Origin of the sequence: Anoxybacillus sp. B2M1, from assembly GCF_001634265.1 — a bacterium.
Taxonomy (GTDB): domain Bacteria; phylum Bacillota; class Bacilli; order Bacillales; family Anoxybacillaceae; genus Anoxybacteroides; species Anoxybacteroides rupiense.
In genome coordinates, this window is record NZ_CP015435.1 from 1310517 (window position 1) to 1327219 (window position 16703).

Annotated in this window: 13 protein-coding genes, 1 pseudogene and 1 other annotated feature (1 of these 15 only partly in view); all 14 genes and pseudogenes read right to left on the bottom strand. The window is 45.8% G+C overall.

What is annotated here, in order from left to right; all coding sequences use genetic code 11:
* Positions 1-2: 2 nt before the first annotated feature.
* Positions 3-164, bottom strand: a pseudogene (locus tag GFC28_RS18740) (Uma2 family endonuclease); the annotation flags it as partial.
* 50 nt (positions 165-214) lie between these two features.
* Positions 215-838 carry an orotate phosphoribosyltransferase gene (pyrE, locus tag GFC28_RS06290; protein WP_044746564.1) on the bottom strand — a complete coding sequence of 208 codons (624 nt, stop codon included), beginning with the start codon at positions 836-838 and terminating at the stop codon, positions 215-217.
* The gene (pyrF, locus tag GFC28_RS06295) at positions 835-1554 is read right to left on the bottom strand and encodes an orotidine-5'-phosphate decarboxylase (RefSeq protein WP_044746565.1); all 720 of its coding nucleotides are present in this window, start codon (positions 1552-1554) and stop codon (positions 835-837) included. The genes pyrE and pyrF overlap by 4 nt, the downstream gene beginning before the upstream one ends.
* A complete protein-coding gene (locus tag GFC28_RS06300; RefSeq protein WP_044746566.1) occupies positions 1526-2467 on the bottom strand; it encodes a dihydroorotate dehydrogenase in 942 nt (313 codons plus the stop codon). The genes pyrF and GFC28_RS06300 overlap by 29 nt, the downstream gene beginning before the upstream one ends.
* Positions 2464-3234: a dihydroorotate dehydrogenase electron transfer subunit gene (locus GFC28_RS06305; protein ID WP_044746567.1), complete on the bottom strand. Its 771-nt coding sequence runs from the start codon at positions 3232-3234 to the stop codon at positions 2464-2466. Before GFC28_RS06305 ends, GFC28_RS06300 begins: the two co-directional genes overlap by 4 nt.
* Positions 3231-6428: a carbamoyl-phosphate synthase large subunit gene (gene carB, locus GFC28_RS06310; protein WP_044746568.1), complete on the bottom strand. Its 3198-nt coding sequence runs from the start codon at positions 6426-6428 to the stop codon at positions 3231-3233. The genes GFC28_RS06305 and carB overlap by 4 nt, the downstream gene beginning before the upstream one ends.
* Positions 6421-7515, bottom strand: a complete 1095-nt coding sequence (locus tag GFC28_RS06315) for a carbamoyl phosphate synthase small subunit (RefSeq protein ID WP_044746569.1) — start codon at positions 7513-7515, stop codon at positions 6421-6423. Before GFC28_RS06315 ends, carB begins: the two co-directional genes overlap by 8 nt.
* Positions 7512-8798: a dihydroorotase gene (locus GFC28_RS06320; RefSeq protein WP_044746570.1), complete on the bottom strand. Its 1287-nt coding sequence runs from the start codon at positions 8796-8798 to the stop codon at positions 7512-7514. The genes GFC28_RS06315 and GFC28_RS06320 overlap by 4 nt, the downstream gene beginning before the upstream one ends.
* Positions 8764-9696: an aspartate carbamoyltransferase catalytic subunit gene (locus tag GFC28_RS06325; protein ID WP_044746571.1), complete on the bottom strand. Its 933-nt coding sequence runs from the start codon at positions 9694-9696 to the stop codon at positions 8764-8766. Before GFC28_RS06325 ends, GFC28_RS06320 begins: the two co-directional genes overlap by 35 nt.
* A 171-nt stretch (positions 9697-9867) precedes the next feature.
* Complete coding sequence (locus tag GFC28_RS06330) at positions 9868-11169, bottom strand: solute carrier family 23 protein (RefSeq protein ID WP_044746572.1); 1302 nt, start codon at positions 11167-11169, stop codon at positions 9868-9870.
* A gap of 149 nt (positions 11170-11318) precedes the next feature.
* Positions 11319-11861 (bottom strand): bifunctional pyr operon transcriptional regulator/uracil phosphoribosyltransferase PyrR, encoded by a 543-nt coding sequence (pyrR, locus tag GFC28_RS06335; RefSeq protein WP_044746573.1) that lies wholly within the window; start codon positions 11859-11861, stop codon positions 11319-11321.
* 158 nt (positions 11862-12019) lie between these two features.
* The gene (locus tag GFC28_RS06340; protein WP_044746574.1) at positions 12020-12931 is read right to left on the bottom strand and encodes an RluA family pseudouridine synthase; all 912 of its coding nucleotides are present in this window, start codon (positions 12929-12931) and stop codon (positions 12020-12022) included.
* Complete coding sequence (gene lspA / locus GFC28_RS06345) at positions 12931-13395, bottom strand: signal peptidase II (protein WP_156487514.1); 465 nt, start codon at positions 13393-13395, stop codon at positions 12931-12933. Before lspA ends, GFC28_RS06340 begins: the two co-directional genes overlap by 1 nt.
* A gap of 441 nt (positions 13396-13836) precedes the next feature.
* Positions 13837-16611, bottom strand: a complete 2775-nt coding sequence (gene ileS / locus GFC28_RS06350; RefSeq protein WP_044746575.1) for an isoleucine--tRNA ligase — start codon at positions 16609-16611, stop codon at positions 13837-13839.
* 50 nt (positions 16612-16661) lie between these two features.
* Positions 16662-16703, bottom strand: a binding site (T-box leader); it runs 176 nt beyond the window's last position.

A 16703-nucleotide genomic window follows, 5' to 3' on the forward strand; every position in this document is an offset into this window, starting at 1 on the left:
CTTTGTAAATCGATGCGCAAGTCAGGAAAACACGCAGACTGCACCGTTCCTGTCTGCACTTGAATATCCGCTTGCTCATATAGCTCTTCTTCATTCAAAGCATAGACCGTCACAGCCTCTTTCATCGGATTGACAATCCAATACTCTTTCACACCATAAGCCATAATAAAAAAAGAGCGCGAATGATCGTATCATTCGCACTCCACATATATGTTTATTTCCCCCATGCCTCCGGCTGTTTTCGCCAATCGCGCAGCGTCGCGAGATCTTGTTCGTCCACAACGCCGAGCTCCACCGCCGTTTCAATGAGGCTGTCATAATCCGTCAACGTATGCACTTGTACATCGCTTTCCATAAACGCTTGCTTTCCTTTTTCCAAGCCGTATGTAAAAATAGCAACAACGCCTAATACATCACATCCGGCTTCTTTTAAGGCACCAACAGCAGTTAACGAGCTGCCGCCCGTAGAAATTAAATCTTCAACAACAACGACTTTTTGTCTCCTCTCTACTTTCCCTTCAATTTGTTTTCCTCTTCCATGTGCTTTTGCTTGGCTACGCACATAACACATCGGTAACCCAAGACGCTCGCTCGTCCATGCCGCATGCGGAATGCCGGCAGTCGCTGTTCCCGCAATAACCTCCACATCTGGAAAATGCGCGCGAATGAGCTGGGCCAATCCATCTGCGATTATGCTTCTCACATGTGGATAAGCAAGTGTCAGGCGGTTGTCGCAATAAATCGGTGATTTCAACCCGGATGACCATATAAACGGTTCGTTTGGCTGTAACGAAACTGCGCCAATTTGCAGCAAATGTGTGGCAATTTCTTTGTTCATGATGATTCCTCCTGATTCCATTCTTGTTTAAGGCGCTCATACGCCGCATGCGGATCAGCAGCTCGGGTGATGCTGCGGCCAACAACAACGAAGCTTGAACCGAACTTTCGAGCTTCTTTTGGTGTGACAACACGCACTTGATCGTTCGCTTCCTCATCAGCAAAGCGGATGCCAGGAGTCACGGTTAAAAATGAGGCTCTGCAGTGTTCACGGATCAGCGGTACCTCCTTTGCGGAACAAACAACGCCGTCCAAGCCACTTTCTTGGGCAAGCAAAGCGTAGTGAAGCACTGTTTCCGCCATCGTCCGTGAAATCCAAAGCTCGCGTTGCATCATTTGTTCACTCGTACTCGTCAGTTGTGTGACCGCTATACAAGCTGGACGAGGCGCTCCGCTTGGCGTCCCCGCTTCCAATCCTTCTAATGCTGCTTTCATCATGCTGGTCCCACCAGCAGCATGAACATTCACTAAGTCTATCCCAAGGCGGGCGAGCCCCTTCATCGCTTGCTTCACCGTATTTGGGATATCGTGAAGCTTTAAATCTAAAAAAATGCGGTGTCCTTGCTTTTTTAAAGCGGTGATGATGTCAGGCCCTTCTTGATAATACAGTTCCATCCCAACTTTTACAAAAAGCGGCTCACGGACAAATGGACGCAAAAACGCTTCGACTTCTTCGCGCGATTGAAAATCAAGTGCCACAATAAACGGTTGGTCCACCTTTGTTCCAGCTCCTTCCGATACATTGAGAAATATGGTCAAATCCGAGCTCGTCAAGTAATACCGGCAGCTCAGCCACAATAGTTGGACAAACAAACGGATCGACAAAATTTGCCGTTCCGATCGCAACAGCGCTGGCGCCGGCGTAGAAAAATTCCAGAGCATCTTCAGTCGTTGCAATTCCGCCCATGCCGATAATCGGAATGGATACCGCTTGGCTTACTTCATAAATCATGCGGATCGCGATCGGCTTAATCGCAGGACCAGAAAGTCCCCCTGTACGGTTAGCCAAAATCGGGGCAGCTGTTTTTATATCGATTCGCATGCCAAGGAGCGTATTAATCATGGTCAGACCATCTGCTCCCGCCGCTTCAATCGCCTTGGCCATTTCCACAATGTTCGTCACATTCGGCGACAGCTTTACATAGACAGGGACGACGGATACTTGCTTAACGAGGCGAGTGAGCTCAGCGGCTACTTCTGGTACGGTTCCAAACGCAATGCCACCTTTTTTTACATTTGGACATGAGATATTGAGCTCAAGAGCATGAACATTCGGCGCTTGCGAAATCCGCTTGGCGACTTCCACATAATCCTCCATTGTCGAGCCGGCGATATTGGCAATAATCGGTACATCGTATTGCGCGAGCCATGAAAGTTCTTCCTCGATCACTTTTTCTAATCCTGGATTTTGCAGTCCAATCGCATTGAGCATGCCGCTTGGCGTTTCCGCAACCCTTGGGGTTGGATTGCCAAAACGCGGTTCACGTGTTGTTGCTTTGATCATAATGGCCCCTAATTGGCTTAAATCATAAAGCTTAGCGTATTCCCGCCCGAATCCAAAACATCCAGAAGCCGGCATAACCGGATTCTTTAAGGAAAGCCCCGGCAATTCCACCGCTAAACGGCTCATAGCACCACCTCCCCGACTTTAAATACAGGACCATCGCTACAAACTTTTTTGTAGGCTGTTTCATTGTTAGGAACGCGGCAAACGCAGGCAAAACAAGCGCCGATGCCGCAGCCCATCCGCTCTTCCAATGAAAGATACACCTCTTTATCCGGAAACTTCTGCTCAAGCGCTTTTAGCATCGGCTTTGGACCGCACGCATACAGCACGTCGAACGAAAGCCCGCGTCCGCCGATCACATCGGTCACAAATCCTTTCGTTCCGTATGAACCGTCAGCAGTAGCAATGTAGATTTCACCGAGCGAAGCAAACTCTCGCTCATAAAAAATAACATCTTGTGTTTGAAAGCCAAGTATACTCGTCACAGTTACCCCTTTTTTTACAAGCTGCTTAGCCAGTTCATAGAGGGGAGGAACACCAATACCGCCCCCAACAAGAAGCGCACGCTGTCCCGCTCGAACGGCTTCAAGCGGAAAGCCGTTTCCAAGCGGACCGAGCACATCAATGACCTCTCCTTTTTTCTTTTCCGAAAGGAGCGCCGTACCCGCTCCTTCTTTTCGATAAATAATGGTACACTCACTTGCTTCTTTATTAATGTCGCAAAGGCTAAGCGGACGGCGCAATAGCGGATCTGTGCGCTCTCCTACTTTGACATGGACAAATTGCCCTGCTTCATTCATCTCTTGAACAAGTGTTCCAGCTAGGATTAACTGATAAATGTTTCGGGCAATCGGTTCATGATAAACAATGGTCATTTTTTCCACTTTCATGCATGCACCTTCTTTTCCGACATCGCAGTCATCGCAAACGTCATCGACTCCATCACCTGTAGCATGGCTTTTGCCGTATCAAGCGATGTTAAACATGGAATTCCGTTTTCCACCGCTTCACGGCGAATTCGAAATCCGTCACTTTCCGGCTGCTTCCCTTTCGTTAACGTATTAATGACCACTTGTGCTTTTCCTTGACGGATAATATCTAAAATATTGGGGGATTCCGAATGAATTTTGTTCACAATGGTTACCGGAATATGGGCGGCCCGCAACGCTTCAGCTGTACCATTTGTGGCAAGAAGCTGATAGCCAATATGATGAAAGCGGCGAGCTACTTCAATCGCTTCAGCTTTATCTTTATCAGCCACCGTAAGCAACACCGCGCCATATGGACGAATATGAATGCCAGAGGCTAAAAGTCCTTTATATAACGCTTTTTCAAATGTTACATCCTTTCCGATGACTTCGCCCGTTGATTTCATTTCCGGGCCAAGCGAAATATCAACATTTCGCAGTTTAGCAAATGAGAAGACGGGAGCTTTAACATATACCCCTTCACTTGCTTGTTTCAATCCTGTTTGATACCCAAGCTCAACAAGCGTTTCTCCTAAAATGACTTTAGTGGCGATGTTGGCCATCGGCACATTTGTAATTTTACTTAAAAACGGAACCGTTCGACTGGAACGTGGATTGACTTCTAGCACATATATTTCATTTTGGTACATGACAAACTGGATGTTGAGCAGTCCGACAATGCGCAATCCCTTCGCCAGTTTAATTGTATAATCCACGATTTTTTGTTGAATCTCATCTGTCAATGTTTGCGGTGGATAGACCGCAATCGAATCGCCGGAATGGACACCCGCTCGCTCGATATGCTCCATAATGCCTGGAATGAATACCGTTTCTCCATCGGAAATGGCATCGACTTCAATTTCTTTTCCGATTAAATACCGATCTATTAGCACGGGATGCTGCGGATTGACTTTGACTGCATGTTCCATATAGTATAAAAGCTCCGCCTCTTTATAGACGATCTCCATCGCTCGGCCACCGAGCACATACGATGGGCGAACAAGCACCGGATAGCCGATTTCAGCTGCGATCCGCACCGATTCTTCAACCGAATAAGCGGTTTTTCCTTTCGGCTGCGGAATGCCTAAGTGCGACAGTGTTTGTTCAAATTTATCGCGATTTTCTGCGCGGTCTAAATCCTCCAATGAGGTGCCAAGAATCCGGACACCGCGCGCTGCTAATTCGGCAGCTAAATTGATGGCGGTTTGCCCGCCGAATTGCACAATGACACCAATCGGCTGTTCTAGATCGATGACATGCATCACATCTTCGATCGTTAGCGGTTCAAAATAGAGCTTGTCTGAAACGCTAAAATCTGTCGATACGGTCTCCGGATTATTGTTAATAATAATCGCCTCATACCCTGCTTCTTTAATAGCCCAGACAGAATGAACGGTCGCATAATCGAATTCGATGCCTTGCCCAATGCGGATCGGGCCCGATCCCAACACAACGACGCTTTCCTTCTGCGTCACCACCGATTCATTTTCTTCTTCATAGGTTCCATAATAATACGGCGTTTCTGACATAAATTCAGCGGCACACGTATCAACCATTTTGTAAACAGGGACAATCCCCACTTGTTTTCTTAATTGGTATACATCTCGTTCATTCATATTCCAAAATTCTGAGATGGCTGCATCAGAAAACCCCATTTGCTTTGCCTTTCGCAGCACATCCAAATCTCCAACATGCTCGCGTACCATCGTTTCATAATGAACAATGCGGGCAATCTTGTGTAAAAAAAAGCGGTCAATTCGGCTCCATTCATGAATTTGCTCGATATCTATACCGCGGCGAATAGCCTCCGCTATATAGAAAAGGCGCTCGTCCCCCGCTTTGCGGATGCGTTTTTCAATCAATTCATCGTCAGCATGGCGAGCCTCTTTAATTTCTAAATGATGGACGTTTGTCTCAAGTGAGCGCACAGCTTTCAGCAGCGATTCTTCAAATGTTCGGCCGATTGCCATGACCTCTCCCGTCGCTTTCATTTGCGTGCCAAGGTGACGGTTCGCGGATTCAAACTTATCAAATGGAAAACGCGGAATTTTCGTCACCACATAATCGAGAGCCGGTTCAAAGCAGGCGTATGTTTGACCTGTTACTGGATTCATGATCTCATCTAACGTTAAACCGACAGCAATTTTGGCTGCTAGCTTTGCAATCGGATAACCGGTTGCCTTAGACGCCAGCGCAGATGAGCGACTTACGCGCGGATTTACTTCGATGACATAGTAATGGAAACTGTGAGGATCAAGTGCCAATTGAACATTGCAGCCTCCTTCAATGCCCAGAGCGCGAATAATGCGCAAGGAAGCGTTGCGCAACAATTGATACTCTCGATCGCTTAACGTTTGGCTTGGAGCAACGACAAGTGAGTCCCCTGTATGAATGCCTACTGGATCGATATTTTCCATATTGCATACGACAATTGCGTGATCTTGAGCATCACGCATCACTTCATATTCAATTTCTTTATAGCCGGCAATGCTTTTTTCTAACAAGCATTGATGAACCGGACTCATTTTTAAACCGCTAGAAACAATGTCAATCAGCTCTGCTTCGTTTGTACAAATGCCGCCGCCTGTCCCGCCAAGCGTAAAAGCGGGGCGAACGATAACCGGATAGCCGATTTTTTCAACAAATGCATAAGCTTCGTCTAAACTATGGATAATGTCGCTTTCTGGAACTGGCTCTCCTAACTCCTTCATTAACGCTCGGAACAATTCGCGGTCTTCAGCTTTCTGAATGGCCTCCAGCTTTGTTCCAAGAATTTCGACCCCACATTCTTCTAAAACGCCTGCTTCCGCAAGCTCCACAGCTAAGTTTAAACCCGTCTGTCCCCCAAGCGTCGGCAAGATCGCATCTGGACGCTCTTTGCGGATGATGCGGGAAACAAACTCCAGCGTCAATGGTTCCATATACACTTTGTCAGCAATCTCTGTATCTGTCATAATCGTGGCAGGATTGGAGTTGACTAAAATGACTTTGTATCCTTCTTCTTTTAGGGCTAAACACGCCTGTGTTCCAGCATAGTCAAACTCCGCTGCCTGTCCGATGACAATGGGACCAGAGCCGATCACTAAAATCGTTTCGATATCTTGACGTTTAGGCATGAACGATCTCCCTTTCCTTTTTAAATTGTTCAATCATGGCAATAAACTCATCAAACAAATGATTGGCATCCTCTGGGCCTGGAGAGGCTTCTGGATGATATTGCACAGTAAATGCCGGATAATCCAAATGGCGCAGCCCCTCAATCGTTCCGTCATTTAATGCCACGTGCGTTACTTCTAAACGTGTTTGCTTTAATGATGATGCCATGACCGTATAGCCGTGATTTTGCGAGGTAATAGCCACCTTTCCTGTTGCAAGATGCTTCACAGGATGGTTCGAGCCACGGTGACCGAACTTCATTTTTTCGGTATCGGCCCCGCAGGCAAGCGCGAACAGCTGATGTCCAAGACAAATACCGAAAAGTGGAACGCGGCCAAGAATACCACGAATCATCTCAATAGCTTCTGGAACGTTTTTTGGATCGCCAGGACCATTTGAAAGCATCACCCCGTCGGGATGAAGGTTTAGCACATCCTGAGAGGTTGCATGATAAGGAAGAACAATGACATCACAATTCCGCTTGTTTAATTCCCGTAAAATTCCATGTTTCATTCCAAAGTCAAGCAAAACAACACGATGTCCCCGCCCTGGGCTCGGATATGCGCTTTTCGTAGAAACCCGCTTCACTTGATCGGTCGGCAGCTTTGTTTTCTTCAAATCGCTTACGATCTCGGCAACACTGACATCTAAATCACAAATCATTCCTTTTAATGTTCCGTGCTGGCGAATCATGCGAGTGAGCTTTCTTGTATCGATTCCAGCAAGACCAGGAATATTTTTTTCTTTCAAATATTCATCAATCGTGATCTCACTTCGCCAATTAGAAGGAGTGCGGCATACTTCCTTGACAATCAGCCCATGAATATGCGGTTCAATCGCTTCAAAATCATCACGATTAATGCCATAATTACCGATCAAAGGGTAGGTCATCGTGACAAACTGACCACAATAGGAAGGGTCTGATAAAATCTCTTGATAGCCTGTCATTCCTGTATTAAACACGACCTCCCCCATTTTTTGTGCTGTACTTCCAAACGCTTCTCCAATAAAAAATGTACCGTCTTCTAAAATAAGCTGTCGTTTCATTCCTCTCTCCCTTTCTGCCATACAAGTTTTCCGTTCACAAACGTCATCGTTGGCCAACCTTTACATATCCAACCAGCAAATGGGGTATTTTTACCTTTTGACACAAACGTATCTGGATCAATTGGATGCTCTGTTTGCAAATCAATAACCGTCAAATCCGCTTTTGCGCCGACCGCTAATTTTCCTTGCCGGAGTCCAAACGCTTCTGCTGGCTTTTTGGTCAGCCAATCAATCAATTGCTTTAACGTACAAATGTGGGGTTCAACTAAATTTGTATAGAGCAGTGGAAAAGCTGTCTCAAGTCCAACAATTCCAAATGGAGCCAGCTCCATGTCTTCTCGCTTTTCTTCCTCCGTATGCGGGGCATGGTCAGTTGCGATAAAATCGATCGTCCCATCAAGCAGTCCCTCGATCAATGCAGCGCGATCTTCTTTGCTTCTTAACGGAGGATTCATTTTAAAATTGGCATCCAGCTCCGGAATATCTTCATCGCAAAGCAGGAGATGATGCGGCGTCACTTCGGCCGTCACGCGAATACCAGCACGTTTGGCCTCACGCACCACACGGACAGATTCCTTTGTGCTGATGTGGCAAACATGATAATGGCATCCAGCCGCTTCAGCCAATAAAACATCGCGAGCAATATGAACGGATTCGGCAATCGCTGGGATGCCCGAGAGTTCGTATTTTCGTGCGAACTCCCCATCATGAACACAGCCCTTATATGTAAGTGTTTCCTCTTCGCAATGGGCAACAATAGCCATATCTAGAGCAGCTGCTTCCTTCATGGCTTCATACATCATGCGCGCATTCTGCACACCTACTCCATCATCCGTAAAAGCGAAAGCCCCAGATGCCTTTAACGCTGCAAAATCAGTCCGTTCCTTCCCAAGCTGGCGAATCGTGATCGAAGCATATGGAAGGACGTTCACATAGGCTGTTTGGCGAATGCGTTCTTGAAGCCATTCCATTTGTTCCTTTGTATCAGGAACCGGACGAGTATTCGGCATGGCCGCAATCGTTGTAAAGCCTCCTTTCGCCGCTGCTAACGAACCCGATGCGATCGTTTCCTTATGCTCACCGCCCGGCTCACGCAAATGGACATGCAAATCGATAAAACCTGGAGCGAGCAGCTGGCCGCCGACATCTACCTGTTCATCCCCTTCTCCTGCATCAATGCGAGGTGCGATCTCTGTAATGACATCCCCAACCATTTTCACCTCTGTCGCCACAAGCTCTCCTTCTTCGTTAAGCAAACGAGCATTTTTTAAAATAACCGCCATGCTTGATTCCTCCTTCACAAGTTTCCACAGCTCTTTTTAATACCGCCATGCGCACATAAACGCCGTTTTCCATTTGCTTAAAAATACGCGACCGTTCGCATTCGACAAGCTCGCTAGCAATTTCAACGCCGCGATTGACAGGAGCGGGATGCAAAATGATGCTGCGCGTTTTCATTTTTTGCGACCGTTCGACTGTTAATCCGTATTGTTGATGGTACTGTTCTTTCGTCAGCCCCATCTTCTCTCCATGACGTTCGTGCTGAATCCGAAGCAGCATGATGACATCCGCCTCTTTTACAGCCACATCCAAATCAACATAAGTGCCATAACCATTTCGTTCATCCTTCCATTCCTCCGGACTTGAAAAAAGGACAGTCGCACCCAGTCTTGTCAATATTTCAGCATTCGAGCGAGCGACGCGGCTATGGCGAATATCCCCGACAATCGCAACAGTGATCCCTTGAAACGTTCCAAATTCTTGCTGGATGGTCATCAAATCTAACAATGATTGGGTCGGGTGATGGCCACATCCATCCCCTGCATTGATGATTGGAATGTGAATCGAATGGCGGAGTGTTTCAAAATAGCGGTCCTCTGGATGGCGAATGACGACCGTCTGCACGCCAATCGACTCCAGCGTACGGATCGTGTCATATAACGTCTCTCCTTTTTGAACGCTTGACATTTCTGCATCGAATGGTACGACATGGAGTCCTAGTCTTCTTTCTGCTACTTCAAAGCTACATTTTGTTCTTGTGCTCGGTTCAAAAAACAAGTTCGCCACAAAAAACGGTTTTGAACTGGCAAAGCTGGCTCCCTGTCGAAACCTTTCTGCTTCATGAAGCAGATTTTGTATATCATCGAGCGACAATTCCGATAAGGTAAGCAAATGGCTCATTTTATTCCCTCCTGTTTTATAAAAAAAGCACCCTGCCTTACTCGACAGGGTGCTACAGTTTTGGGCGCAAAAAGGTAGGCAGAAAGAAAGCCCATATGATGACTTTCATTTCTTTTTTGCGCGAACAGCAACACCCTTTTAAGTCTCACAGGACTTAATTAAAAGGCGGCACTACGCGACATGATCTTTATTTTCTTCAAGTTCAAACATATTTTCATTTATTTCTGGGCGTCCAGGCAAAAGCAAGTTCAAAATAACACCGCTGATAGCTGCTAATGCCATTCCTTGAATTTGGAAATTCTCAGACACTTTTAAGATGGCTCCGCCAATTCCAATCACCAAGATGACAGAGGAAATCACTAAGTTTCGTTTATCTCCAAAGTCAATTTTGCTATCGACGAGCATGCGCAACCCAGACGATGCGATAATTCCAAACAGCAGGATCGAAACTCCGCCCATAACCGGGGTTGGGATCGTGCTGATTAAAGCGGTCACCTTTCCGATAAATCCAAAGATAATGGCGAACGCCGCTGCGCCAGCCAGCACATACACGCTATACACTCGTGTGATGGCAAGCACACCAATATTTTCTCCATAGGTCGTTTTTGGCGGTCCGCCAATTAAGGCAGAAATCATCGTCGCTGTTCCATCGCCCAAAATCGAGCGATGCAATCCAGGCTTTTTAATGTAATCTTGTCCAACCACTTTACTTAATACAAGTTGATGGCCAATATGTTCAGACAATGTGACAAGCGCTACCGGAACCATCAGCAAAATAATCTTTCCCGTTACATGCACAGGATAATCAACAAAAGGAATCAAGAAATCTGGCATTTCAAGCCATTTAGCTTTAGCAATCGGAGACAAATCCACTACTCCTACTGCTAGAGAATACACATATCCAACCACAATCCCGATAAGAATTGGCACTAAACTAAGCAAACCGCGCAAATAGACGGAACAAATAATGGTTGCCGCAAGCGTCACAAGCGCTACAGAAAAATAAGTGAGATTATATTTTCCATCTGGACCGTTCATTGCCATGCCAACGGCTGTATTCGCAAGGCCGAGGCCGATGACAATAATCACAGGACCGACAACAATTGGAGGCAATAATTTCATAATCCAACGATAGCCGGCTCTTTTAATGACTAAAGCGACAATTCCATAGACAGCACCGGCTAAGAAGCTGCCAACCATCGCTGCTCCAGGACCTCCTGCCGCTTTTGCTGCAATAATCGGTGAGATAAAGGCAAAGGAGGAGCCGAGATAGGCCGGAACTTGCCATTTTGTAATCATTAAAAATGCGAGTGTTCCGAGACCGCTGGAAATGAGAGCCATTGAAGGGTTTAAACCGACAAGATAAGGCACTAAAATGGTCGCGCCAAACATGGCAAACAAATGTTGAAGACTAAGGGTCAACCATTGAAGTGGCGAAGGTCTATCTTTAATTCCCAATACAGGCTTATTCATTGTTTTCAATCTCCTTCCGACTATGATTGAGTCATAAAAAAACCCTCTTTGCCCGGATGATGCAAAGAGGGTGCAATCGTTGCCTAAAAAATCGGCAGACCAATTTGACCCCCTTTGTCAGTCTCTCAGGACTGCCTTTAAAAGGGCGGTTACACGTTCTCATGAATGGTGACTTGATCCACTTGATCCACTTCTTTTAATTCTACTACAATAATTTCTGAACTCGAGGTCGGCACATTTTTGCCAACAAAATCTGCGCGGATCGGCAGTTCACGGTGACCGCGGTCAATCAGCACAGCCAGCTGGATTTGCGCCGGACGCCCGAAATCAATGATGGCATCCATTGCCGCACGCACCGTCCGTCCCGTAAATAAGACGTCATCTACAAGCACAACCTTTTGGTTTGTCACATCAAACGAAATATTAGATCCTTTTACAAGCGGTTCCTTATCGCCTGTTTTTACCGTTAAATCATCGCGATATAGCGTAATATCAAGCTCTCCGACAGGCATCGTCGCGCCTTCGATCTGTTCAATTCGCTCCGCCAGCCGCTTGGCTAAGTAAATGCCGCGCGTTTTAATGCCGACAAGCACACAGTTTTCAATTCCTTTATTCCGCTCAATAATCTCGTGAGCAATGCGCGTCAGGGCCCGGCGAATCGCCTGTTCATCCATCACTACTGCCTTTTGCATTTTTTCACCTCCGCAAAAAACCCTCCCACCGATCGGTGAGAGGGCAGAAAACAACCACATTTGCTGTATTTAGATCCGGCTCCTTCTCAGCCTCACGGGACTGATTTTAAAGGACTACTATTCACTTAGCTTTATTGTAAAAGCGGATAAAGCTTTTGTCAACGATTATTTCTAAGCATGTCCAAAGCCTCGACAAATTCATGCGGAAGCGGTGCTTCGAATTCTAAATACTCTCCTGTCCGTGGATGAGTAAATCCAAGCACACCCGCATGCAGTGCCTGTCCATTGATCGGTAGCGTTTTTTTAGGTCCATATTTCGGATCTCCGGCAAGCGGATAACCAATATATTTCATATGGACGCGAATCTGATGCGTTCTTCCCGTTTCTAGTTGACATTCAATAAACGTAAAATTAGAAAATCTCTCTAGAACACGAAAATGCGTCACCGCTTCCTTTCCATTCTCCACAACAGCCATGCTTTGACGATCGTGTTGATCGCGGCCGATCGGAGCATCGACCGTACCGTAATCATGAGGAATGACTCCGTGAACGATGGCTTTATATTTACGCGTGACGGTTTTATGAACAAGCTGATTGACCAGTGCTTCATGCGCCATATCATTTTTTGCTACCATAAGCAAACCAGATGTGTCTTTATCAATCCGATGAACGATTCCTGGGCGAAGTATGCCGTTAATGCCTGATAAATCCTTGCAATGAGCAAGCAAACCGTTAACCAGCGTCCCCCTCATATGACCTGGTGCTGGATGGACAACCATTCCTCTCGGTTTGTTTACAACCAAAACATCGGCATCTTCATAATAAATGTCTAATGACATCTCTTCCGGCTCTACATCCAGTGGTTCTGGCTCTGGAAGTTCCACCGTTACTTCATCCCCGACAGAACATTTATAATTCGCTTTTATTTTCGTTCCATTAACGGTCACAAGCCCATCTTTGATCCATTGCTGAACCTGTGAGCGAGACCATTCGCCATTTAAAGCAGCAATGACTTTATCAATTCGTTCGCGGTCATGCGCTTCCTCAATCTGAAACTGTATTACATCCATTACTGATTCTCCTTTTTCTTCGCTCCGCCAATAAAGGTTTGTAAAAAGACAAGGGCTACCCCGATGCATAAGGCGGAATCCGCAATGTTAAAAATCGGGAAATTATAAGTAAAAATATATGTATGAATAAAATCCACAACCTCTTTGCGAACTAATCGATCAATAAAATTGCCGATCGCTCCGCCGAGCATAAAGCCAAGAGCGACACCAAACAGGCGCTCTTCGCGCGGCAGACGCTGAATATAGAACACTAACCCTATCACAACAATGACTGTAATTAAATAAAATAGCCAAAATTGACCTTCTAAAATCCCCCACGCCGCGCCACGATTTCGATGGGACGTAATATAAAGCACATTTGGAATCACTGAAATGCTTTCTCCTATTTGCATGCGTGTAGCCACGAGCCACTTTGTAAACTGGTCAATGATAATGACAATCAGGGCGATCAAATAATTAAACACGCAACTCCCTCCACAACTTGACATATGTACTTTATGAATTGTAGCATAACCGACAAACGATAGACAATGCATGCTTAGACGATTTGGCATATGTCCAAAACCTGACAGCCTCGCACGCACTGCCCTTCTCTTACACACAATTGAGTGAGCCTTCTCTCTTTCCATTTTCACAATGTAGGGGAACCAGATCAATCAATATATCAAAACCCCCGATCCAATGAATCAATATGACAGGCGGACAACCGTCATAAAATCGAATCGGCTTTTGAATAAGCGACATGTTTCATCTTTTCACTAAATCCCGATCATTCGCAAATGGAGTCAATGCCCGAATTACGAAGCACTTATATATACGCCGTTTAACAGCGAAAGGCTTCGCAAACAGGGCATCAGCTAAAAAGGCTGCCTGTGACGGCAGCCTTTTTGCTGTAACGTGACCTCTTATGCTTGGCTATATTCTTTAACAATTTGCGCGCAGCGTGGGCATAAAGTCGGATGCTCTTTATCTTGGCCGACTTCTGGTGTGACAACCCAGCAGCGCTCGCAAGTGTCTCCTTTTGCCTGTTGGACGACAATCGCCATGCTCGCAAATTTTTGTGCTTCTGCTGGCGCTTCTGCATAATCTCCTGCCACCGTAAATCCAGAAACGATAAATAACTGCTTCAAGCTTTCCGCGATGGAATCAAGCAGCTGCTTTGTTTCCGGAGTTGGATAAACCATTAAGCTAGCTGTCAATGACTTACCAATCACTTTTTCATTTCGTGCGATCTCTAATGCTTTTAGAACATCATCGCGCACACTCATAAACGCATCCCATTTTTTTAGCAGCTGATCGGCTCCTTCCAGCTCTTGCACTTCCGGCATATCAACAAGCTGGACGCTCTCTTCCTTTTCTTTTCGATTCGGAATATGCCCCCATACCTCATCGGCTGTATGCGGTAAAATTGGAGCCATAAGCTTCGTTAAGGCGACGAGCGTCTCATACAGAACCGTTTGAATAGAGCGGCGTTCTTGATGATCAGCTGTTTCAATATAAAGAACATCTTTTGAAAAATCGAGATAGAACGCACTCAAATCTACTGTACAGAAATTATTGATATCGTGATAAATGGTAGCAAATTCATATGTTTCATATGAATGCTTTACCTTTTGGATTAATTGATTTAATTTCACCAGCATATAGCGGTCCACTTCGCGCAGCTTTGCCAATGGGACCGCATGAATTTGCGGATCAAAATCAAATAAGTTGCCAAGCAAGAAACGGAATGTATTGCGAATTTTTCGATATACTTCCGCTACTTGTTTTAAAATGTTATCAGAAATACGCACATCTGCCTGATAATCAACCGAAGCAACCCAAAGCCGCAGGATATCGGCTCCTAATTGTTCCATGACCTTCGCTGGAACGACGACATTTCCAAGTGACTTACTCATCTTGCGTCCTTCCCCGTCAAGCACAAAGCCATGGCTTAATACGGCTTTATATGGTGCTTTTCCCGTCACAGCAACAGCTGTGGAAAGCGAAGAGTTAAACCAGCCGCGATATTGGTCAGATCCTTCCAGATAAAGGTCCGCTGGGCGCTGCAGATCATCACGTTCCTCTAAAACAGCTTGATGTGATGAGCCTGAATCAAACCACACATCCATAATGTCTGTCTCTTTTGTAAAAATGCCATTCGGGCTTGATGGATGAGTAAAGCCTTCTGGAAGCAAATCTTTTGCTTCTCTCTCAAACCAGATGTTTGAACCATATTGTCTAAATAGGTTGGATACGTGTTCAATCGTTTCATCCGTGATGATTGGCTCACCGTCCTCTGCATAAAAGACCGGAATCGGTACTCCCCATGCGCGTTGTCGCGAGATACACCAGTCGCCTCGGTCACGAACCATGTTATATAAACGCGTTTCTCCCCAAGCAGGGATCCATTTAGTCTCTTGAACAGCTTTTAGTAATTCATCGCGAATTTGATCAATGGAAGCAAACCATTGTGCTGTTGCCCGGAAAATGGTCGGTTGCTTTGTTCTCCAATCGTGTGGGTATGAGTGCGTAATAAACTGCAGTTTTAATAATGCACCCGTTTCTTTTAACTTTTCTGTCACAGCTTTGTTGGCATCATCGTAGAACAATCCTGCAAATCCCGGGGCTTCTTCTGTCATATAGCCTCGTTCATCAACCGGACAAAGCACGCCGAGATGATATTTTTGTCCGATGAGGAAATCATCCTCCCCATGTCCCGGCGCTGTATGGACGCATCCTGTTCCTGCATCGGTTGTAACATGTTCACCGCAAACGACGAGTGAATCACGTTCATAAAACGGATGCTTCGCTACGACGTACTCAAGCTCGTTTCCTTTCAGTGTTTTGATCACCTCCGCTTCCTCCCAGCCAATTTCTTTTTTGACCGAAGGGAGAAGAGCAGAAGCAACCACATATTTTTCATCATTTACTCGAACAACGCTATATTCTAAGTTCGGATGGACGGCAATTCCTAAGTTAGCAGGAATCGTCCAAGGGGTCGTTGTCCAAATGATAATTTTCTCGTCACCTTCAAGAACGCCTTTTCCATCTTTAACAGGGAAAGCCACATAAATAGATGGAGAGCGTTTATCTTTATATTCAATCTCTGCTTCAGCTAATGCTGATTCGCTGGATGGAGACCAGTATACAGGCTTTAGGCCTTTATAAATGAGCCCTTTTTTCGCCATCTCGCCAAATACTTTGATTTGCTGAGCTTCATATTCCGGCTTTAATGTGACATATGGATTGTTCCAATCACCGCGAACCCCGAGACGCTTAAATTGCTGACGCTGACTGTCAATTTGTTCATAAGCATACTCTTCACAAAGTTTACGGAAGTCCGCAACACTCATTGTCTTGCGGTTGACACCTTTATTTTTTGTCAAAGCTGTTTCAATTGGCAACCCATGTGTATCCCAACCAGGAACATATGGAGCGCAGTAACCGCTCATTGATTTATAGCGAACGATAAAATCTTTGAGAATTTTATTGAGCGCATGCCCCATATGGATATCGCCATTTGCATACGGAGGGCCATCATGCAGCACAAATAGCGGACGTCCTTTCGTGCGCTCCTGAACTTTTCGGTAGATATCCATCTCTTCCCATTTTGTTTGCATTTGCGGTTCGCGCCGCGGGAGATTTCCACGCATTGGAAAATCTGTTTGCGGCATCAATAATGTATCTTTATAGTCCATCTCCACATTCCTCCATCTTCATCATCAAATATAAAAAGCCGCTCTCTCCCAAAAGGGACGAGAACGGCCTCGCGGTACCACCCTTATTGGCT